At 58.6% G+C, this 19,873-nt stretch carries 25 protein-coding genes and 3 pseudogenes; 17 read left to right on the forward strand and 11 right to left on the reverse strand.

Translation table 11 applies throughout. The features are described 5' to 3' along the window. Positions 1-321: 321 nt before the first annotated feature. Positions 322-748, reverse strand: a pseudogene (locus BUA38_RS36275) (PAS domain S-box protein); the annotation flags it as partial. Positions 749-1,098: 350 nt separating this feature from the next. On the opposite strand from BUA38_RS36275, the gene BUA38_RS21750 reads away from it, so the two are divergent. The 5 genes and pseudogenes from BUA38_RS21750 to BUA38_RS21770 all read left to right on the forward strand — a co-directional run bounded on the left by BUA38_RS21750 (position 1,099) and on the right by BUA38_RS21770 (position 3,656). Further along, on the forward strand, positions 1,099-1,320 hold the full coding sequence (locus tag BUA38_RS21750; protein ID WP_072826307.1) for a hypothetical protein: 222 nt from the start codon (positions 1,099-1,101) through the stop codon (positions 1,318-1,320). Beyond that, entirely contained in the window at positions 1,321-1,725 is a 405-nt protein-coding gene (locus tag BUA38_RS21755; protein ID WP_072821087.1) for a hypothetical protein, read from the forward strand. A 177-nt stretch (positions 1,726-1,902) separates the two neighbouring features. Further along, a pseudogene (locus tag BUA38_RS21760) lies at positions 1,903-2,128 on the forward strand (tyrosine-type recombinase/integrase); the annotation flags it as partial. Positions 2,129-2,248: 120 nt separating this feature from the next. Further along, positions 2,249-2,557, forward strand: a complete 309-nt coding sequence (locus BUA38_RS21765; RefSeq protein WP_156898633.1) for a hypothetical protein — start codon at positions 2,249-2,251, stop codon at positions 2,555-2,557. A 214-nt stretch (positions 2,558-2,771) separates the two neighbouring features. Next, a complete protein-coding gene (locus tag BUA38_RS21770; protein WP_072821091.1) occupies positions 2,772-3,656 on the forward strand; it encodes a transglutaminase-like domain-containing protein in 885 nt (294 codons plus the stop codon). A 360-nt stretch (positions 3,657-4,016) separates the two neighbouring features. Here BUA38_RS21770 and BUA38_RS21775 read toward each other — a convergent pair whose 3' ends face one another. Both BUA38_RS21775 and BUA38_RS21780 read right to left on the reverse strand, forming a co-directional pair. After that, the gene (locus tag BUA38_RS21775; RefSeq protein WP_244553012.1) at positions 4,017-4,316 is read right to left on the reverse strand and encodes a DUF2383 domain-containing protein; all 300 of its coding nucleotides are present in this window, start codon (positions 4,314-4,316) and stop codon (positions 4,017-4,019) included. Positions 4,317-4,454: 138 nt separating this feature from the next. After that, complete coding sequence (locus BUA38_RS21780) at positions 4,455-4,670, reverse strand: hypothetical protein (RefSeq protein ID WP_072821093.1); 216 nt, start codon at positions 4,668-4,670, stop codon at positions 4,455-4,457. Between the two features lie 234 nt (positions 4,671-4,904). Between BUA38_RS21780 and BUA38_RS21785 the strand changes: the two genes are divergently transcribed. Next, positions 4,905-5,270 carry a cupin domain-containing protein gene (locus BUA38_RS21785; RefSeq protein ID WP_244553013.1) on the forward strand — a complete coding sequence of 122 codons (366 nt, stop codon included), beginning with the start codon at positions 4,905-4,907 and terminating at the stop codon, positions 5,268-5,270. A 395-nt stretch (positions 5,271-5,665) separates the two neighbouring features. On the opposite strand, the gene BUA38_RS36895 is transcribed toward BUA38_RS21785, so the two are convergent. Continuing rightward, complete coding sequence (locus BUA38_RS36895) at positions 5,666-5,839, reverse strand: hypothetical protein (RefSeq protein WP_156898634.1); 174 nt, start codon at positions 5,837-5,839, stop codon at positions 5,666-5,668. A gap of 419 nt (positions 5,840-6,258) precedes the next feature. Here BUA38_RS36895 and BUA38_RS21790 point away from each other — a divergent pair, with 419 nt between their 5' ends. From BUA38_RS21790 to BUA38_RS21800, 3 genes are all read left to right on the forward strand, one after another. Then, on the forward strand, positions 6,259-6,897 hold the full coding sequence (locus BUA38_RS21790; protein WP_072821095.1) for a cysteine hydrolase family protein: 639 nt from the start codon (positions 6,259-6,261) through the stop codon (positions 6,895-6,897). A 158-nt stretch (positions 6,898-7,055) separates the two neighbouring features. Further along, positions 7,056-7,592 carry an inorganic diphosphatase gene (locus BUA38_RS21795; protein ID WP_072821097.1) on the forward strand — a complete coding sequence of 179 codons (537 nt, stop codon included), beginning with the start codon at positions 7,056-7,058 and terminating at the stop codon, positions 7,590-7,592. 269 nt (positions 7,593-7,861) lie between these two features. Further along, complete coding sequence (locus BUA38_RS21800) at positions 7,862-8,329, forward strand: metallophosphoesterase family protein (RefSeq protein ID WP_072821099.1); 468 nt, start codon at positions 7,862-7,864, stop codon at positions 8,327-8,329. A 22-nt stretch (positions 8,330-8,351) separates the two neighbouring features. Here the strand turns inward: BUA38_RS21800 and BUA38_RS21805 are convergent, their stop codons facing one another. Continuing rightward, positions 8,352-8,765: an MOSC domain-containing protein gene (locus BUA38_RS21805; protein ID WP_244553014.1), complete on the reverse strand. Its 414-nt coding sequence runs from the start codon at positions 8,763-8,765 to the stop codon at positions 8,352-8,354. 342 nt (positions 8,766-9,107) lie between these two features. On the opposite strand from BUA38_RS21805, the gene BUA38_RS21810 reads away from it, so the two are divergent. The 3 genes from BUA38_RS21810 to BUA38_RS21820 all read left to right on the forward strand — a co-directional run bounded on the left by BUA38_RS21810 (position 9,108) and on the right by BUA38_RS21820 (position 11,101). Then, positions 9,108-9,527: a CopG family transcriptional regulator gene (locus BUA38_RS21810; RefSeq protein ID WP_072821101.1), complete on the forward strand. Its 420-nt coding sequence runs from the start codon at positions 9,108-9,110 to the stop codon at positions 9,525-9,527. A 5-nt stretch (positions 9,528-9,532) separates the two neighbouring features. Further along, entirely contained in the window at positions 9,533-10,720 is a 1,188-nt protein-coding gene (locus BUA38_RS21815) for an extracellular catalytic domain type 1 short-chain-length polyhydroxyalkanoate depolymerase (protein WP_072826309.1), read from the forward strand. 153 nt (positions 10,721-10,873) lie between these two features. Beyond that, positions 10,874-11,101, forward strand: coding sequence for a hypothetical protein (locus BUA38_RS21820; protein WP_072821103.1), 228 nt, complete (start codon positions 10,874-10,876; stop codon positions 11,099-11,101). A gap of 582 nt (positions 11,102-11,683) precedes the next feature. Here BUA38_RS21820 and BUA38_RS21830 read toward each other — a convergent pair. Continuing rightward, a complete protein-coding gene (locus BUA38_RS21830) occupies positions 11,684-11,995 on the reverse strand; it encodes a polyhydroxyalkanoic acid system family protein (protein ID WP_072821107.1) in 312 nt (103 codons plus the stop codon). A gap of 846 nt (positions 11,996-12,841) precedes the next feature. Then, complete coding sequence (locus BUA38_RS21840) at positions 12,842-14,830, reverse strand: ABC transporter ATP-binding protein/permease (RefSeq protein ID WP_072821111.1); 1,989 nt, start codon at positions 14,828-14,830, stop codon at positions 12,842-12,844. Between the two features lie 113 nt (positions 14,831-14,943). Between BUA38_RS21840 and BUA38_RS21845 the strand changes: the two are divergent. Then, positions 14,944-15,360, forward strand: a pseudogene (locus BUA38_RS21845) (divalent metal cation transporter); the annotation flags it as partial. Between the two features lie 57 nt (positions 15,361-15,417). On the opposite strand, the gene BUA38_RS21850 reads toward BUA38_RS21845, so the two are convergent. The 3 genes from BUA38_RS21850 to BUA38_RS21860 all read right to left on the reverse strand — a co-directional run bounded on the left by BUA38_RS21850 (position 15,418) and on the right by BUA38_RS21860 (position 16,983). Further along, the gene (locus BUA38_RS21850; protein WP_072821113.1) at positions 15,418-15,648 is read right to left on the reverse strand and encodes a hypothetical protein; all 231 of its coding nucleotides are present in this window, start codon (positions 15,646-15,648) and stop codon (positions 15,418-15,420) included. Between the two features lie 89 nt (positions 15,649-15,737). Then, a complete protein-coding gene (locus BUA38_RS21855; protein ID WP_072821115.1) occupies positions 15,738-16,052 on the reverse strand; it encodes a hypothetical protein in 315 nt (104 codons plus the stop codon). A 379-nt stretch (positions 16,053-16,431) separates the two neighbouring features. Further along, positions 16,432-16,983: a hypothetical protein gene (locus BUA38_RS21860; protein ID WP_072821117.1), complete on the reverse strand. Its 552-nt coding sequence runs from the start codon at positions 16,981-16,983 to the stop codon at positions 16,432-16,434. 186 nt (positions 16,984-17,169) lie between these two features. Here BUA38_RS21860 and BUA38_RS37630 point away from each other — a divergent pair, with 186 nt between their 5' ends. From BUA38_RS37630 to BUA38_RS21865, 3 genes are all read left to right on the forward strand, one after another. Beyond that, complete coding sequence (locus BUA38_RS37630; protein ID WP_172805948.1) at positions 17,170-17,340, forward strand: hypothetical protein; 171 nt, start codon at positions 17,170-17,172, stop codon at positions 17,338-17,340. Beyond that, positions 17,324-17,542: a hypothetical protein gene (locus tag BUA38_RS36900; RefSeq protein WP_156898635.1), complete on the forward strand. Its 219-nt coding sequence runs from the start codon at positions 17,324-17,326 to the stop codon at positions 17,540-17,542. Before BUA38_RS37630 ends, BUA38_RS36900 begins: the two co-directional genes overlap by 17 nt. Before the next feature lie 209 nt (positions 17,543-17,751). Further along, positions 17,752-18,630, forward strand: a complete 879-nt coding sequence (locus BUA38_RS21865) for a hypothetical protein (protein WP_072821119.1) — start codon at positions 17,752-17,754, stop codon at positions 18,628-18,630. Positions 18,631-19,012: 382 nt separating this feature from the next. On the opposite strand, the gene BUA38_RS21870 is transcribed toward BUA38_RS21865, so the two are convergent. Further along, entirely contained in the window at positions 19,013-19,231 is a 219-nt protein-coding gene (locus BUA38_RS21870) for a hypothetical protein (protein WP_072821121.1), read from the reverse strand. 134 nt (positions 19,232-19,365) lie between these two features. Between BUA38_RS21870 and BUA38_RS21875 the strand changes: the two genes are divergently transcribed. Beyond that, on the forward strand, positions 19,366-19,593 hold the full coding sequence (locus tag BUA38_RS21875) for a hypothetical protein (RefSeq protein ID WP_072821123.1): 228 nt from the start codon (positions 19,366-19,368) through the stop codon (positions 19,591-19,593). Positions 19,594-19,873 lie beyond the last annotated feature (280 nt).

Genomic DNA, 19,873 nt, shown 5'->3' on the forward strand with positions numbered 1-19,873 from the left:
GCGCATCGTCGATGAAAGCGGCCTGACGGTTCGGTAAAGGAGAAGGAGGTCCCACCTCGGAATTGCAGCAAAGGCAAGAGATGGTGAGACGGTCACCCCAGCGCTTCCTGGCCCTGATGTGTGGGCCGGCACGGCTTCGGCCGACGTCTGGGAGCCGTTGAGGTGGAAGCGGGCGAAAACCCATCGAGGCTCGCGGCGAAGATGTTGTCCAGCCGCATCAAGAAGCCGGATATACGTCAGCAGTTGTGACCATCGATATCAGCCGATCTGTTGAAGCGGGCGGGTCCATCCACACGGCACATCAGTCCGGGTTCGGTTGGGCTATGCGGGCGCATCGACGATCTGGCGGACCTTGTTGATCAGCATCGTGTTCGCGAACGGCTTGGTGATGACGGACATTTCCGGGCTCGAGGTGCCCGTTTCCGACAGCGGCGTTCTCTGCGAAACCGGTGATGAACAGGACCTTCAGTTTGGGATTGATGCCCCGCGCGGCGTCTGCGACCTGACGTCCGTTCAGGCCGTTCGGCGATCCGACGTCGGTGATGAGATGACCATCACGGTTTCAACGTCGCCGCGGTCGACGGATGCGGCTTCCGGCGTGTCTTCGCCCGAAAGCTCCCCGACGAATCGCGGGAAAATAGAGCGTCATAGTCTTGCCTTTTCCGATCTCCGAGTAGACCCTGACCTGGCCGCCGGACTGGCGGACGAAGCCGTAGATCATGGAAAGGCCGAGACCGGTACCCTGGCCCTCACATGCAAAGCTCTGCCTGACTCATATCGACCGGCCCTAGCCGGTTGAAGACTCGGCTGTTTCTTGCGTCCTCCTATCCATCTGCGCAGCCCAAGCGCAGGCCAGATCGATAGCCGAGACGCAAGTGGCAATCTAGTCGACCGAAGCACTAGCGCGCTCAGGCGTGATAGAATCATCGCAAAAACCAAAAAAGCACCGCACGATGGCGGCTATCACGACGCCCATGGCCTTTGGCGGCCCTAGCGAGCGCCAACAACATTTCCGCCAGCTCGAATGGGAACTTCGGATACGGTATAAGGTTTGCTTGCATGATTGTCGGTGGGCTAAGCGACAGCAGGAGTCTCTCCATGGCGACGCAGATTGTGATGGACCATACCGGCGACCGTCGACACCAATTCGATCCCAAAAACACTAATGAGTTGGCCGAAGCCGAAAAGCGTTTTAAGGAATTGACGGGATTGGGATTTACGGCAGCCGAGCGAACGACGACTGGTGAGACCCTGAAGGTCAAGTCGTTCGATCCGACCGCCCGGGAAACTGTGTTTTTCCCTCGCCTAGTAGGCGGTTAAATGACCTATGGACTTCCTGCTCCGAATTTGGCGGCGCCCGACCCGTCTCGGTCACGTGCCATACGCCAACTCTACCGTATTCTTAGGGTCCCTGAAGCCCATGGTCGGCGTCTTTTGCGACGATGGCTATCAGCCGAACAACTGGCGCAATTTGATGCACGTAATTTTTTCGATGTTATCGGCTGCCACACGGCTAAGCGGTATCGCGTCTACTATGCGAACGTGGCCAACGTGGAAGAAATCGACAAAGTCGGCCGTCCGATAAAGCGCTACTGTTTCATACCAAAAGGCGATCTGGTGCCTGGCGATGTCATGTTGGCTCAAAAGATAGCTCTCGAAACAGACGAGCTAGCCGCGCTCGCAGTGGCAAACAAATTTACGCCACGGCCGCAACGTACGAACTGAGTCGTCCGCAAGCGTCGTCTAGACCCCCCAGCCGCAGGCGCCTTCGTCAATGACATGAGGGCGTTCTTTGCTGGCAAGCAAGACCGATATAAGCAGGAGAAGATTGCTGCGAGGATAATTGCATGTCCTCCGGCAATATCGAGGACCCCGCGAGAAAGCGCTTCGCCTTACGCAACACTTAACCGTTTGGTCAAGGAAGTCGCTGTTGCCACCATGCGACTTAAGGCGCAGCTTGCGAACCGTCATGTCACGCTGCGGCTACGACAACGAAATTCAGCGACTGCGTGTTGGGCAAAAGCGGCGGGGGATCGATCAGGCCTACAATCACGACGAACAGTGGATCATCCACAAGATAGCGTTCGAAGCGGCCCATGACTACACCGCGGAGTTGGTCGGTGCGAAGTAGGGAACGTCGGGGATTGGATCGAAAGCCGCTTTGACCCGTTAGCCTAGCATGCCGCCAGCACAGAATCGGCCGACCGTCGGCCAATTGGCCAAAGCCCACACGTTTAGAATCCTAACGATGGTGGCGACCTGGGTGCTGATCTTCGGTGCCTTTGTCTACCATCCCGAATGGATCCGGGCGTGGCTTCGTTTTGTAACATCTGCCATCGAAGCCGTCGCCGATCAGGTGCCGGAGCCCTGGGGTGCGCGGGTCGAGGTTATGCTGAGAGAACTCGGAGGCGTCATTTGGATCCAGATCGCTTCCGCGATTGTCCTACTTCGCCTGATTATTTGGCTACCTTTCCATCTCTGGCGCCTCGGCAGAGAGCGCCGTGTCATAAGGCCGCCAGCTACTTTCAGCGACGCTGATCAATCGCGTGCAGAATAAGGGGCCTTTGAAAAAAATGGGTGCCGCACCTCTCCTTTGGCCTGCCTTAGCGCGATAGCCGATGTCAGTTGATTGAAGGAAGCGGGCACCAGTTTATGAGTTCTCACCGATTCCGTCAGCCCTCGCTTGTCCGCGATGTCATCCCTCATGTTGGCGTTGAGAATTGGAACCAACGAAGCCAAGCCGCTTTATGCCTCATTATTGGAGGTGGGTTATGAAGATCGAGGCCGGATACGATATCGCATTCCATTTCCCACAAGAGACGGCCATGGTGTTGATGCTGAGCGTGCATCCCGAGCGCCGGCATGATTTGCTTACGGCGCACTCAATTCAGTTCTCCCCAGAAATCGTCGCGCGAGACTACCTTGACGGTTTTGGAAATGTTTGTACGAGGCTGGTAGCGCCTCCCGGTGTTCTCGAAATCCGCAACCGATTTGTCATCCAGGACAGCGGCATGTCCGATGAGGTACAGCTTGATGCCGAGCAATTGCCCGTCGACAAGCTGCCGGACGAAATTCTCATTTACTTGCTCGGCAGCCGCTATTGCGACACTCAAAAGTTGAGCGATCTAGCTTGGGCGATGTTTGGACCAATCCAAGGCGGCTGGCACAGGGTTCGGGCAATTTGCGATTATGTGCATAACCATATCCAATTTGGCTATCATCATGCCCGCAACGATCGGACTGCCGCCGAAGGACACGAAGAGCGCATCGGCGTGTGTCGCGACTTCGCACATCTTGCGATTACGCTGTGCCGATGTCTGAACATCCCGGCGCGATATTGCACGGGTTACCTCGGTGATATCGGAGTTCCGCGCGATCCCGCCCCAATGGATTTCAGCGCTTGGTTTGAGGTCTTCATCGGCGGTCGCTGGTTCACATTTGACGCACGGCATAACCATTCGAGGGTCGGCCGCATCGTCATTGCCCGCGGGCGAGATGCTGCCGATGTTGCCATTTCTACGAGCTTTGGCCCTGCCATCTTGACGCGATTTGCCGTTGTTACTGAAGAGTTGAAAGAGGATGAATCGCTGTCGCCCGACGGGTGCCGGCCCACGACAGCCCAAAGCGAAGCAGGGTTCAATTTTGAGATTGCTTGATGTGAAGAAAGCCGCACTCATAGAGCGAGTGCGAGTCTGTCGCCTTTAGGATCAGTCATGACAGAGCTTAAGCGACCGGAGCGAGGACCGATCCCGACACAGCCCAATCGCGGACCTGAACCGCGGCCGATGTCCATGAACCCGTCCAAGCCCGAAAAAAATCCCGGTCGGCCCCACTCTGCGCCGTCCAAATAACAAACGGTGTCGACCCGGCGTCAGTCCCTTAAAAAGCAAAGACATTTCTGAAGGACACGCAAGGCGGCGGATGAATTGAAATACCGTGCTGATACATAGCTGATTTGTTCCGTACCGCCTGTTTGCGAATTAGCGCCCCCGCGGACATCCTCGGTTAATCTTGAACTAAGCGCACACTTTCCTCATTTCTGCGATCTTGGCTAGTAAATTTTCTTTTTGACGCGTCAGGATCCCCGTGACGTTTGGGTCTCCGCTCGCTTCGCGCAACGCGTCGTTATATTCCTCAACGACGTTTTCTTCGCCACTTACAAAAGCAGGAAGCGTTTTCTTGCTGATGCCAGTGAGCGCTGCCCGGACGCCGACAACCGTCTCGTGAACGACCGACATAAATGAACCGTTTTCATCGGGGACTTCGCCAGCCAAAATCAGTGACTGATGGAGTTCTCGGTGGTCCGTATGCCGCAAAGAAATCATTTCCTTGCAAATGCGGCCGACTCGTCGTCGGTGTCCTTTAACGCGAGCTCATACGCGGCCCGGGTATCAACCAGAGCCGTGTGAAGTTCCTTGAGGCTTTCTGCTGCCATGTAACATCCATACGGTTGATTATTTGAACAGTCCGACGAACCGTTGCCACAATGTCTGTCCGGCTGCATCGCGTCTCGATGGTGAGGGTTGAGTAGAGCTGGGTGGGTCGGATGCCGGGAAAGACCCTTCCAGACCCGAGGAGAGGTTGGTGTGTTTTTCGCGACTTGCCGCCGCGATAGTAGCGGGATCGTCGGCGTACTTGTCGAAAGGTGCCGGATCAAATTTTTCTGCCATTGGTGCTCTCGTTACCACGGACAAATGGGTTCCTGTTGCCGCACCAATAGGCAGGGCGGCGATTGGTTCCTCGGAGGGCAGGAAGCCGCACTCGGGTCGGAGATGGCGGCTTCGGTGGAACGAGTTGCGTCCACGGCAACTGATCCAGTTCGTTGGCTGTCGTTAGCAAAGCCAAAGCCACAGGTTGCTTTCTCTTTGGAGCGACGGTCCGGCTTCAACATTAGGGAGGAGACGATGCTGCGCCGATTGATTCCTTTGACTTTGATGCTGGCGGGTGCGAACGCGGTTTTGGCCGATGATATGAAAATGCCGACTAACTCTGGTGATCTCAAATGGGGTCCTGCACCGGCGCTACCAAAAGGGGCGGAAATCACCGTTCTGTCGGGCGATCCTTCCAAAGACGGACTTTATGTTGTCCGATTGAAAATGCCGGACGGCTACAAGATCCCCGCGCACAATCATCCGACAACCGAATACGCAACTGTCATATCCGGTAATTTTCATCTGGGAATGGGCGACAAGCTTGATGAGAAAAACGCTGTCGAACTAACCGCAGGTGGTTACGGCGAAGCCCCTGAGAAAATGAATCACTATGCTTGAGCAAGCAGTGCGTCTGTTGTCCAAGTGCACGGCTAAGGGCAGTTCGCGATTACATATGTTAATCCCGCTGATGATCCGAGTAAGCAGTAAGTTCGGCCTCAACCGCACCTGCCGGTTTAGCCAATAGTTTTCATGGAAACGGCTCCGCCACCGTGAATATGGCGGAGCCGTCATCATCCCGCGATCGTAGTGTTGGGGGCCGGACGACGAGATGAACCTTAGCCCCAATTTTAACGGGAACGTCGTCCGCCTGGCTTATGTCAATCAACATTTAAAGGATGCGAGCGTGACTGATGCGCCGGCCGAAATTTTAGGGGCTCGGTAACGGAGCAACGCCGCCTCGCGATCATATTCGGCTCAGGCGGCGTTGTGCTTGGTGGCCCGTTGACTGCAGGTCACAATTGTCCCCGCATCTTTTGCAGGAGAGAGGCTGCGAAGTCCCCGCGTTCCCGCACGAAGCGCTCCTGGTGCGCCTTGAAGTTTGCAATGCGCTGTTGGCCTGCCACGAGCAGGACCGCGCAGAGCGCCACCGCAAGCATTGCGCCCACGAGGTCAAGATCTTTGCCCATCGGTTTTCCAAAAAGGAAGGCCCGACCGTGTTGCGGCCGGGTCTAAAGCTTCCGTTATCGTGTAGTTGCAGGGGCCGCAGCTGTCGTGGTGGGCGCGGCAGGCGTAACGGTCGGAGAAGTCTGGCCTGTCGTCGTGCGAGGGGTCGAGTTGCGTGTGGCGGGGGGGGCGAATTGTTATCAGCAGTTCGGTTGTGGCCCCACGGGCCAAACAGCATCAACGCGCCAGCGATCACTACCGCCGCAATAATGGAAGCCGCCAAGGGCGCGCGCGCTTCGCTCGGCGTAGGACGCGCCTCGACCGGCTTTCCCCGCTCATTGCCGCAGGGCCGGCCCGGGTGCAGTCCCCAACCCTTTCAGGAACGGTTCAGCAGGAACTAAGTCCGGGCCGGTCGGTTGGAGGGTCACTAGTGCGGATTGTCATGTCAAAGAGGGATTCACTTAGATACGGGCCGCCCGGCGAGAATGCGGTCCACGTTTGCGTCGATATGCAAAGGATGTTCGCGGAAGCCACGGAATGGAAGATGCCGTGGCTTGAACGGGTGCTGCCGAACATCGTTGCGATCACGTCTGCGCACGGGGAAAGAACCATTTTCACGCGCTTCATACCCGCCCGGAAGCCCGGCCAGGGCGTGGGCATGTGGCGGCATTATTACGAGCGATGGGCGTCGATGACCATCAACCGGATCGGGCCGGATATGATCGGTCTCGTTCCAGATCTCATGAAGTTCGTGCCACCCGCGAAGATGTTCGACAAGCATGTGTATTCTCCCTGGACCGGCAGCGCCTTGCATATGCAGCTGCGCGACGCGGGCGTCGACACGCTCGTGATCACCGGTGGCGAGACGGATGTCTGCGTGCTCGCAACCATGCTGGGCGCCATCGACTGGGGCTTCCGCGTCATTCTCGTCACGGATGCCTTGTGCAGCTCCGCGGACGAGACGCATGACGCGATGATGAATATCTATCTGAACCGCTTCGGCGAGCAGGTCGAGACGGTCACGACCGGCACTCTCCTCGAAAGCTGGCCTGGCAGTGCACGGGCGCGCAAGGCGTCATGAGCGGCTGGCCGTGCCATCTCGTGCAGATGATCTTCGTTTGCAGCGATACGACGAGCACCTTGACCTTTTGCAGTCGTCCTTCCCGCGGCCCCCTCAACCTCTTCGAGCGAAGTCACCCGAACTCCTTCAGCTTTCTAGTATGTACTTAAGGACCGACGATGCCAAATCTTATCAATCTGCCGCCCTTTACCGAAGACGGTGACGTTTGCGTTGTGGTCGAAACGCCCCGGGGCAGCCGGGCTAAGTTCGATTACGACCCAAAGCTCAAGACATTTACGCTGTCAAAGTCGCTGCTAACGGGTCTTACCTATCCGCACGACTGGGGGTTCGTGCCCTCGACCCAGGCCGACGACGGCGACCCGATCGATGTCATGGTCGTGCACGACGCCGCGACCTTCCCGGGCATTATCCTCACTTGCCGCGTCATCGGCATTCTTCAAATCGAGCAGAAGCACAAGGGTAAGACCCTGCGCAACGACCGTGTGTTCGCCGTGCCCAGGGATTCGCACTCGGAGCAGGCCCTGAAGGACGTGAGCGATCTTTCGAAGCCGATCCGACAGGAGCTTGAAAAGTTCTTCAAGGCGACCGATGAGCTTGAGGACAAAAAGCTTACTATCATTGGCTGGAAAGGGCCTAAGGCGGCCGTGCAGGCCATCAAGGATGCTTCTAAATCGTTCAAGAAGAACGGCGAGTAATAGCTGCGCGGCCTTCGCGCGCTGCTTTTTTGCCGCCGGCCGTTGAGCTTCTTTCGCGAGCCGCCCGCGCAGAGGGTAGCGGCGCGGCACCCTCGGTGTCATCGTCGAGACCGCGAGGGAGGCGCTCGCAAAGGCTGCGGAGTTTCTCGAGGAAGGCACAGGGAGGTGATCTTCAAGGATCTGCTCGGAAACGTTTTGGACCGTGCTGTGGTAGTGACTATGGCCGAAATCGAATAATAACCGAGGCGCACTAAGGGCCGCCGCCACCGATGACCTTCAGGATCGGGATCATCTCCGACACGCACGGGCTGCTCAGACCGGAGGCGGAGCGTCGCCTGGCTGGCGTCGATCACATCATTCATGGCGGCGACATTGGACGTCCCGAAATTATAGACGCGTTGCGTCGCATCGCCCCGGTTACTGCGATACGCGGAAACGTGGATATTGACGACTGGGCTGTTGCATACCGTGAGACCGAGGCCGTGCGACTTGCGGGAAAAGCGATCTACGTTCTGCACGATCTGAAGACCCTGCGGATCGATCCGATCGCGCGCCGCATCGACGTCGTCGTGTCCGGTCATTCCCGTGCGCCGAAGATCGACATGGCCGACGGCGTGCTCTACCTGAATCCAGGAAGCGCGGGCCGGCGGCGCTTCGGGCTGCCCGTCACGCTTGCGACGATCGACGTGACGCCGGACAAGCTGCGGGCGGAAATCCATGATCTCGGCGATGTATAACCTGTCGCGAGGATGCGTCGGCTTAAATCGGTGGCAGATCCAGATGAGGAGGCGGAGGAAGGACCGCCCGAATCCGGTCCCCCGGCGAGACCTCGCCTCCCTCCGTTACGATCGCCATGACGCCGGCCTTGAAACGTGGCCCCGCCGCTTCGCCCTGCAGGCGATTCTTCAATCCGCACATGAAGCGATCGATGAGGACGCAAGGCGTGCGGAGTCCGGTAAGTTCGAGCATCGCCGAGGCGCCAAGTAGGAGCAACGTGCCCAAGGGAAGGCATTCGAGATCGAGCCCGACCGTAGCGATGTTCTCGCCGAGATCTCCTTGGCACACCTCGAATCCGGAAGTCCGGAGCGCATCGAATAGTTCGCTCGGGATCAGGTGGACCTGCCGGAGGTTGGGCGCCTTTGGGTTGCGCCGCGCCAGGTATCCGTGCCGCACGAAAGGTCCGTAATGCGCATCGCCTTCGATGCCATGGCCCCTCGTCAATATGATCGATGGTCGAGAGATCTTGCTAAAGCGATGCCGCCCGTCGATGGACACGGCGACCACTGCGCCACTCGGGACGGAATCCTGTTCGTGAAGTTGGATTTCTGGCTCAGGCACGTTGCCGAATGGACGGTTTAATCGGACGATCTTGAGAAGCTGGAGTGGCAGCGGCCCTGACCGAGGCCGCGGAGATGACGCGTCGTAATCCCTAAGGTTCCACCGAGCTCTCCCCTTGCGCATCGTGAAGAGACATCCATATGCCATCCATGGAGATGGTATATGGATGGAAATCAAATGGCCTCGCATGTTCAAGACCTAAGGCCGAAGCCTCCGGAAACCGAGAAGATCACCATCAACCTTGGCTATGTCGACTTGGGCCATGTGGATTTGATGGTGAAGGACGGATTCTATTCGAACCGCACGGATTTCATCCGGACGGCCATCCGCAATCAGCTCGAACGGCACGCCGACGTGGTCAAGCAATCCACGGCCCGTAAAGGTCTGGACCTCGGTCTACGAAACTACACGCGCGCGGATCTCGAGGCGGCGCAGGAAGCTGGCGAGATGCTGCATATCAACGTGCTCGGTCTTGCCAGCATCGCCCAGGACGTCTCTGCAGATCTCGCCCGCGCCACCATCGCCTCCGTTTCGGTGCTCGGAGCCCTCCATGCCACCCCTGCGGTCAAGGCCGCTCTTTCCGATAGAACAAGGTGAACACGATGTTGAATCGGGACACGCTCCGCGAGGCCACGCGGTTGACACAAGCAGGGCAACTGACCGAAGCCACGGCGCTGCTGCAGCGAATGTTGAGAGGCGAGCGCCCGCCGGCGGAGGCATCGCCCAACCCAAGTCGCGTTCGCCTTCCAGGCCGCGCTCCGCCCACCATCGACCTCAAGGCCAACGGCGTCGGCATGGCCGAACGCGCAGCGCCGGCGGAGACGCCCGCCACGGCGCGTCGGCACCGGCCATTGTTCGATCGCGCGAAGGACGGCACCTGGCTCGGCCTGCGGGGCGTCAAGGGCCCGCGTCCTTCGATGGCCGACATCGTGCCGGAAGGAACGAAGTTCATCGACGGCATCTACACCAACCAGGCCGGAAGCCGGACCTACAAGCTCTTCGTCCCGAGCAGCTACCACCAAGGTCAGCCGCTGCCGCTCGTGGTGATGCTCCACGGTTGCACCCAGTCGCCGGACGATTTTGCAGCCGGCACCAGAATGAACTTCATCGCGCAAGAACAGAACTGCCTGGTGGTCTATCCGGCGCAGCCCAGCGGCGCCAATCCGTCCAAATGCTGGAATTGGTTTCGCGCGGCGGACCAGCGCCGTGACGAAGGCGAGCCTTCGCTGATCGCGGGCATCACCCGCCGTGTCATGCAGGACTATTCGGTCGATCCGAAGCGCGTCTTCGTTGCCGGCTTCTCGGCCGGAGGCGCCGCTGCGGCCGTCATGGGTGCCACCTATAGCGATCTGTACGCGGCGGTCGGGATCCATTCCGGTCTCGCCTACGGAGCGGCTTCCGATATGCCATCGTCGTTCGCCGCCATGCGACAAGGGGGCAAAGGCGGTCGTCAAGGCGGCCCGATGATCCCAACCATTATTTTTCACGGTGACCGCGACACCACCGTGCATCCCGACAACGGCGCCCACCTTGTCGAACATGCCATCGGAGCGACAACGACACGAAAGAAGGTTCATCGCGGCGAAATTCCGAGAGGGCATGGATATACCCGCACGACTCACACCGACGGCGAACGCGAGATTCTGGAGCACTGGAATGTCCACGGCGCCGGCCATGCATGGTCCGGAGGCAGCCCGGCCGGATCCTTTACGGACGGAGAGGGGCCGGATGCAACGAAGGAAATGCTGCGTTTCTTTCTCGAGCATCCGAAAGCATTGAAGGCACATTAGAGTCTGTTTTGGTGCCCGGCTTCTGCAGTTCCAATTTCCTGCGTCTGCTGGCTCCGGTTGGGCGAGGTATTGGCGCAGGAGGGCGCGACGGGGTCGGAACAGAGTGCGTCCTGATTGGTTGGCCTGCTGATCCTTCACGATCGGAGAACGCACATGAGATGGGTTTTGGCGGCGGCTTTCGCGGTCGCGGTTTCGTTCGCTCTCGCGCCCGCTGCGGACGCAAAGGGCTGCATCAAGGGGGCCATCGTCGGCGGTGTCGCCGGCCACATGGCGGGACACGGCAAACTTGGTGCTGCGGCCGGGTGCGTCGTCGGCCATCACGAAGCGAACAAGGCCGACCCGAACAAGGCGAACGCTCAGGCTCCCTCGGATCGGAAGTGATCCGGATGGGAAGCGGCGGCCACCGGGGCCGGCTCTTTCCCCCGAGATGCGTTTTCTTCGGCCTTGTCTTGGTGTTCATGACGGGCTCCGCGTTCGCTGCCGAAATGAATGCGGCAGCGATCAACTCCGCCGAGCCCTCGAAAAAGACGCTGTCGGAGACCAAAGCCGACCCCGGCAGGCATCAGGCTGCAGGTTCTGCTTGACCGGGCGCACTTCTCGGCGGGCGAGATCGACGGCAAATTCGGAGAGAATGCGAAGAAGGCATTGCGGGCCTGCGAAAAGGCGCAGCAGTTGGCGAGTCCGCCGAGGTCGGCACCGACGTTTGGGGAAAGCTTGCATCGGACGACCGGCCGGTGATTGTGAGCTACGCCATCTCCGACAAAGACGTCTGACATAAAGTGATTCATGCGGAATGGGACGCGATTCCGAGCGATTTTGGCGAAGCAGCTACTCCTGAGCTGCTTGCCGAGGCCAGGGCGCTGCCGCAACCCCGGGCACCGTAGGCAATTGGCCGGCTGTTTGGGCATCAGACACGATAGTTGCCGCCGTCGCGGCGGTAACGTGGCCTGGGCGGAAAGAACTCTAGCTCCGCTTGGTCAGTAGCAGATTGCCACGATTTCTGATTGCCACTTGCGCGGCCTTGGCGAAACGCTGCAACAGCCACGGCAACGTGACTTCCAGCCGGGCATGATCATCCGAGACATCCAGATGACCCGACGCTGTCTGTCCCAGCGCGCGCACGCTGAAAGACAGGCGATCACCTTCCCATCTTTCCTCGTCGACCTGAAGGATTGGGACGTTGGCAGTCGCGCGTGCCAAGCCGGTCTTGAGGCGGCGCATAGCCTCTTCACGCCCAAGACGATGAGGAATTGAAACGATAAGAGGTGCGGACATCTTGGACACCCCGCCCACCACAGCATACGTTTTCAATGCGGCCGGTGGCGAACCGGTTCCTACGCATAGAGGGTCTACTCTAAATCTTCAGGAAATCGGTCAAACGGTATCGTCGCTCGATCTAACAGCGTCCCTCAGACCTACAATACCCATTAGAAGCCAGATCACGCCGGCCACGACTAGAAGATAAGCTGACGTCTCCGCGTCGCTGAGCCTCATCATGAATGCTCGCCAAAGAAAGCCCTGCGCTTGTCGAAGGTCGCAGGGCCTAGGTCGCCACCCTCTCCATTGCCAAGCCAACTCGCTCGATCAATGGGCGTTCCCCAAGGCGATGGGCTGCATTATGTTCAGATTTAAACAATCGCATCGTGATCCGGGTCTAGCAACCTTAAGCATTGCGGCCCGTAGCTTCTTGTACGGCGGTTCTGTGCCTCCTCAAAGCGTGCCCGCCGTTGGCGGCCTCGTCTTTGTGCCAGCCCCTAGACGGGGTCGTCTTTTGTTTGGCTAGCCGCGTATCGATCCCGCGCGAGCTCCCGCTTTCCCCAAGGCGTCGTCTTCTCACCGGTTTTGAAGACGCGCTCAACGTTCCGGTTCAGGGCCTGCGTCACACCTATCCGGGCATGCATCAACGGGCCGCGACCTTCGGCCGCCATGATCAACACTTCGATCGCGACTAAGCGTCAGGAACGGCTTTCCGCATAGCAAAGTCCCGCGAATGCACGGGCAATGCCGCCTAGAACAAACGAGAGCGCAATAGCGGCTCCAGCGTTGGCAGCAGCCGCGCGTCCCGTGAGGTGCGAATCCAGATATCCGTTTGAATGAACGCTCGTCCGCCTATATTGATTTCTACGCTTTTCGGGATGGCCTGCGATTTCGAAGGAAACGACCGAGCAGACGACGCTTGCCTTTGCGTCGAATAAGATCGATGTCGCTGACAAGTTTCGCACCGCCCTTGCGCCGCTCTAGGGTTATCTTGCGGCTGTGATAGGCCTCAAGCTCGGCGCGATGGGCAACACTGACGATCGTCGCCTTGGGTAACTCCTTCATCAACATCTCCATCATCTTGTTCTGGCTCTTCTCGTCAAGGGCAGAGGTCGCCTCGTCCAGAACGACGATATCGGGGTTGTGCAGAAGCAGTCGAGCAAATGCGAGACGCTGCTTCTCGCCGCCGGACAACGTTTGATCCCACGGCGCATCCTCTTCAATTTTTTCCTTGAGGTGGTCGAGCCCGACCTTGTGAAGCGCGACGCCAATCTCCTTGTCGTCCCAGCTTTCTTCAGATCCGGGATAGGCAACCGCGCGGCGTAGTGTGCCGGATGGCACGTAGGGCCGCTGCGGCAGCATGAACAGACGGCGATCGGGATGGAAGTTGACGCTGCCGCTGCCCCACGGCCAGAGGCCTGCAATGGCGCGCACCAGCGTGCTCTTGCCTGAGCCGGATTCGCCCGCGACGAGCAGCCGTTCGCCAGGTTCGACGACCACCTCGGTTTCGTCGACCACGGCCGTGCCGTTGTCCAGCGAAACCGACAGGTTCTCGAGGCTTAGCATCGCTTCGCCCGTTGTTTCCCCGTGCTGGATGCGGCCGAAACCGTCGGCTTGCTCGGCGCGCTCGAGGCCATCGAGCGACATCATCAGGGAGGCGATCCGGCGTGCGCATGCGTTCCAGTCAGCGAGCCTGGGATAGTTGTCGACCAGCCACCCAAATGCGCTCTGCACGATCGTGAACGCAGATGCCGCCTGCATCACCTGTCCAAGCGTCATGCTGCCATCCAGAAATTTGGGCGCACAAAGCAGGAGCGGGACGACAGGCGCGATCAGGCTGGAGCCTTGCGACACGAGCGTGGTGCGCATGTGCTGTCCGGCCAGCCGCGCCCATTGCCGCAGTACATTGGAGAAAGTTCTGTCGATGCCGTCGCGCTCTTCCTCTTCGCCGCCAAGTAACGCAATGCTTTCGCCATTCTCGCGCACGCGCGTCAACGTATAACGGAATTCGGCCTCCGCCTGGTTCTTGTCCTCCGATATCTGAACGAAGCGGCGCCCGATCGCCATGATCGATCCCGAGGCGATGGTCGCATAAAGAATTGCCGCGATCACCAGGAAGCCGGGAATTGTGAGCGTTGAATTCCCGACCGTGATAGTGAGCGCGCCACCGATGGTCCAGAGCACGACGATGAAAGTTGAGGCGGATAAGAATGCAGAGGTAACGCCGGCGATGAAATCGACGGGCGAGTCGGTCGCCACGCGCAAATCCTCGGCAATACGGTATTCCGGATTCTTGTGATCGCCACCAACCAGGTTGAGCTGGTAGTAGCGGCCATTGGCGAGCCAGCGTGAGATTACCGATGTGGTTAGCCATGTGCGCCAGCGGCGTTGGATGCTCATCCGCGTGAACACTTGAGCGATGCCGAGAGCGACGCTGCCAACCGCGAGCGGAAAGAAGATGGCAGTGAGGTGATAGACGGTGGCGCTGTCGCGCTTTTCGATGGCATCGAAGATCGAACGATTCCAGAGGTTGATCCCGTATTGGAAACCGACCGTCCCGACTATAAGAATGAGAAGTCCCACTGAAAATGGAATTGCGAGGCGATCACCCGTGCCGCCCCAATAGCCGCAGGCGCTGATCCAGAAGCGCGTCAGCAGGTATCTCTTGCGCGCTTCCTCGGCTTCTTCGGGTGTCAGCTCGGGGTCGGTTTCGACAATCTCAGGCGGTGGCAGCTCAACCTGATCTCCGCCTTCGGCGACGACTTCGACGATCGGTGCCTTTTCGTTCGATTTGTCGCCCTCGTGTGGCTCGACGACCGTGCGCTTTCCATCTTTAACGTCTGTGTCTGTCATTAACTAATAATCGGAGCAAGATCATAAGGTTCCATCGAGGGAACAAGATATCACGGCGCAGTTCCCCGAAGTCCAGAATGGTACATCACCATGGCTCACGCGGGCCAGATTGGCTCGCAGACGAATTTGCCGAACTGATTTTCGCGCTTGGTATTGTTGGCACTGGCTTGCTCGCGAAACCCCGTTCTTGCAGGGTCCACGGCCTACGCGGTAGGTGAGGGCAGGAAGTGGCCTGTTGGACTTGCGCGAAAGCCGAAGCAAGCCGTGGCCTTCTACTCGGTGCTTGCGCTATCAGTTATCCTTGGAGTTTTGCTTAACTTCAGCAAGCTTGATCCGATCAAGGCGCTCTACTGGAGCGCTGTGATCAACGGCGTCCTCGCTGCTCCGGTCATGGTGATGTTGATGGTCCTCGTGCGCCGTAAAAAGGTGATGGGGACTTCACCATAAAGAGCAGTCTCTATTGGCTCGGCTGGGCGTCCACCATCGCGATGTTCTGTATTGTACGTATGGGCGCGACCTTCTTTCTCTAAGCGCAGCCCTTCGCGTGAGAGTTCAGACCGTGCGCCGGACAACCGTCCGCGCTCGCTCTACCGTCTGCGCGCGACGATCCAGCCAACTATGAACGCGATCGCAAGGCTCCGCAGAGGCGATTCGCGGGTGATCCGTGTCACCTGATCGAGCACGCCGCCGGGCCGCCGACTGTCGTCAATGGCGCTCGCGATGCTTTCGGTGGTCTTCTGAACGGCTTCCGCAGCATCTTGAACGGCCCCCGTCGCCTTGTCGAGCACGGTTCGGGGATCGGTTTCGTTCGTAGCCATATCTCGCGCTCCTACGCGTCAACGACATCACCCGATGCCGATCGCTGCATCGCATAAAACCCGATCAATGACGGCGATCGCTAAGGCGCTTAGCAGCCTTCGTCAGCTACCTTTGCGCCCTGAGCTTCTTGTGCCGCGGTTGGTTTACCCTGCATTTGCCTTTGGGCGTCCTGAGAGGAAGTTGCGACATCCCCGGTTGCCCGATTCATGGTGCTGGTCGGAGGATGCTCGGTATCGCGCGAGGGCGCCGTGCCCGTCGTCGAACTTGTATGGCCGACCGTGGGTCCGGAGCCGGCGTCCTTGTTGGTCGTATTGTTGGTCGTATTGCACGGGCCCGCCTGCGCCACGTTCGCAGAGAGAACGACCGCCGCGCAACTCGCGAAGAATATGTTGGCTGTCTTCATGACCAGGTCTCCATCAGCTGAGACTCAACCAACCATGCGAGAAAACCGATGTTCCTAACTTCCTCTTGCAAGCCCGGATTGTCTGCCGCGGATCACTTGCAGTGGAATGGCGGCACCCGATGATGCGTCGCAGCGAAGACAGTTGAAAAATTCAATTGCTGGGCATCAACTTCCGGACCTAGATATCCGCGTTACGGCTTGCGTCCGGAGGAAGCCATGGAAACAGGAGCGGCATTTTAGCCTGAACTTATAAGGCTCATGAAGTCTGTTTTGGAGGAGGCCGCGGCCCCGCTTCCCGAAGTGGCCTCTGTGATTTTAACCCAAGCGGCGAGGGGAGAGCGTGATTGGATGGCGCTGAAAATGGCGGCGTTGTCCGCCGTTAAAGATTGCACGCTACTCGCAGGACAGATCGACGGTTCGTCTGAAGCAAACCGCGCCCCACACCGGTGCACATCGTGAAACCGCCGTTGGCTTGGCATTCTTCCGCTACCGGAAAACGCCTTTTATCAGCCCCCATCAAACTCGAATGGAGTGCCGAAACGGAGACCTTGCCATTGGACGATCGTTGAACGGTGAAGTCGATCTCTTTGGTGGCTTTCGTGTTGCCGACGGTCACCGATATCGCGCCGCTGCATTTCAGCGTCTTCTTATCTGCACTGGTCGATGTCGTCACTATTTTTTCGCCAAGAAGGTAGAGCGGAGGCTGCTGCTGTATTTTTTCGGTTTCAGAACTTGCTCCAGGAGATGCCGAGTTTGATGCGGTCTTGGCGGCAAATTTGCCCAACGCGTTATCGTGATTGTCCGAAACAGACTTGAGAACAGCATCGCGTGTTTCGAAAGAATCGCATTCAGGCTTCGCGTTGCAACCGCCAAGGAAAGTCAGAAAACAGCTGCTCTCCAAAATTATCGATAGCTTGAACAAATTCGGCATCAGGGCCTGTGGCTACGTCATGATCAACCATCGGTAACACAGCGGGATACATCTAGTTCCGGCGGCCTCGTCTACTCGACGAACCCTTGCAGGACTTCGGGCGTTGCGGTGGTGCGGTCGTCGACCTATCTCGCTTACGACCAGGCTGGAACCCTGACATGTCAATGGAATTAAGCCGATATGGGATTGAGGAAGGACATCAAGCGACAGGCTCAACGGGCCGAACGAGCCGCCACGGAGACGGCTGACGCTGTCGTCGCCGACCAGATGAAGACCCTAGCCGAAGCCTTCAATGCTCAGGCCGCCGTCCAGAAACGGAAAAAGAAGAAGAAAAAGAAAGATGAGCTTCACCGTTAAGGGTATGTGCAGACACGGTGAGCTGATGCACCGCCGAAAGACGCCTGAGACCGCACTCAAGAAAGCTCGCGAGCTCGCCAAGACCGGCTGCTACAACCTGCACATCGTCACACCCGAAGGACGCGATTATGATTCTTCGGAATTTGGAGACCTTCCTCGTTCGCATGTTGCAGCGCGACGCGTGCTGACCCGGGTGCCGTGAATGCCCCGGACCGCTCCGATGCGCAGATCTGGCCATCCGCTAATGCGCATTGAAGCAATAAAGCCGGGTGGATTTGGAACTCTGCGTGACACGCCCGGTTCTACCGCTGAACGCAATAAGGCGTGCGATGGACGGCATCATTTATCTGGTTGGGTTGATCGTGATTATCATGGCCATTCTCTCGTTCTTTGGCTTGCGGTGAGGGACGAATGACCACCATCGAAACTGCCGCCGAACTTCGGAGAACCGATCCGGCCTGGCATTTGGCTTGGTCGCCCATCGTACTTAGTGCGCTGACGGCCACAGCGGTGTCGTCGATCTTGATTGCATTCGGAGCAGCCGTCGGTCTTGGTGTCAGCTCCGCTTCGCCAACCTGGCGAGACGCCTTGGTCGCACTTTGGTTGTTGTCGGGAATCTTTCTGATCCTCGCGGCGTTGGTCAGCTTCGGATGCGGTGGTTACCTTGCAGGCCGTGCGAGGCCATCATACGACGGCGTTGCGGCTGAAGATGTCGAACGCCGCGATGGTTGGCACGGCGTGGCTTCTTGGGCGGTAGCGGTCGTGTTGAGCGCAATAGTCGCAGCTCTGATTGCCATTTCGACAATCGGTCGCGCTTCGGCACTGACTGCTCCACCATCGTCATCCGAACCGGTTATTTTAAGCTACGATGTCGATCATCTGCTTCGCGCGCAGCGGCGCTTGCCCAATGCCGAGCTCGGGGCGATTCGCGCTGAGGTAGGACGAGTTTTGCTCACATCCTCAAGCCACAGCGGCGTCAGTGCTGACGATCACGCGTTTTTGGTTCAGACGGTGAGTACGGTAACGGGTTTAACCGGTCCGGACGCCGAGCGGCGAGTTGATACGGTCATCGCGGATTCGAAACGCGCGATCACACGTGCTCGCGCAAGTACCATCATCCTGGCGTTCTCGATCGCTACCAGTTTGCTGCTCGGCGTTATCGCAGCTTGGGCGGGCGCAGAGGCTGGCGGCCGGCATCGAGATGGCATGCCGCCTCCGGCCTGGATGCAACACAGAAGCCGTTTTAATCGTCGTCGGGACGCTTGGCAGCGGCCTATGCCTGTGCCGTAAAACGTGCCTTGCCCGTAAGTCGCTGGTGCGACATCATCGTTGGCTCGGCGACTGACGAAGGACGGCTAGGTTACGTAATCGTCGTATCTAACGGAGAGGATCTGAACCAATTCATGCTGGATCCGCCTCTAAGACCGCTGCCGGTAACTTGCCGAAGCCCTGGAAGGCGCCGCTCATCCTGTTAACATAATGTGTTCGGCACATCTTCGCTGCACCGACAAGTCAGTGCCCTTCGGAAAGTACTGTCTCAGTAGGCCATCGGCGTTTTCGTTCTCTCCGGGTGCTGTGAGGTAATCTTTGCAGACTATCCCGCGCGGGGGCAGCCGGTCCATCCCATTAGCGGGCTTCAGAGCGTCCAACCTACCAAGTGGCGGCCCGGGGCTTACTTCATCGATTGCGTTTCGGCTTGCCCCTTGCTCGGCTCCCAAGAGGCCGGGAGGATGACTCGGATCGGACGAGCTTCCGCTGAGCTTTGAGCAACAGAGTGTGCTTTGTCGCTCGCCGGCTCCGGCAACTTATCCTTAACGGCGTCCGCTAAGGAGACTGACACCAGAGCAATCAACATCGCCAAAGTCGTTGCCGCCAGCCGCACATCCAACATCGAGTGTCTCCTGTTCGATTTGGTGCGACAACGCGGCGCAGGCAGGTTGGTTCAAAGCGGGTTTCGGGAACGAGTGGCAATTATTGCAGTTGTTGCGGGCGTGCCCACAACGGGCCGGCTGAGGAGGAGACAGAATGAATATCAAAGCGATTATTGCTGCCGCAGCGCTCACTGCAATTGCAGCTCCAGCGTTCGCGGAATCTTACTACGTCGTCCAGGACGCGAAGACCAAGAAGTGCACAATCACCGAAACGAAGCCGACGACCACAGAAACCACCGTGGTGGGCGATGGCACGGTGTATAAGACCCGAACTGAAGCCGAAACCGGTATGAAGTCGGTCAAGGTCTGCACGTCGAACTAAGGAAATGTTTCCCCGGCTGCGCGCGATTTCCATTTCCCACGCGAGCATGGGGGAACGGAATGTCCGCCCCACTATTAGGTCCCCGGCGCATCCGCGCTGGGGCTTTTTTAGGAGGCGGCCAATCACCGACCTCCACTAGGCTGTTATTTTTGATCGGATCACCACGCGGCCCGCACTGCGCGGCGCCGTAGATAGAAAGAAAGCCCCGAAGCATTTCGGGGCCTCCATCGGAGCGGCAGATCAGTGATGCAAATGCATCAGCCAATAGCCGCCGCCGCCT

It is taken from the genome of Bradyrhizobium erythrophlei, from assembly GCF_900142985.1.
Lineage (GTDB): Bacteria > Pseudomonadota > Alphaproteobacteria > Rhizobiales > Xanthobacteraceae > Bradyrhizobium > Bradyrhizobium erythrophlei_B.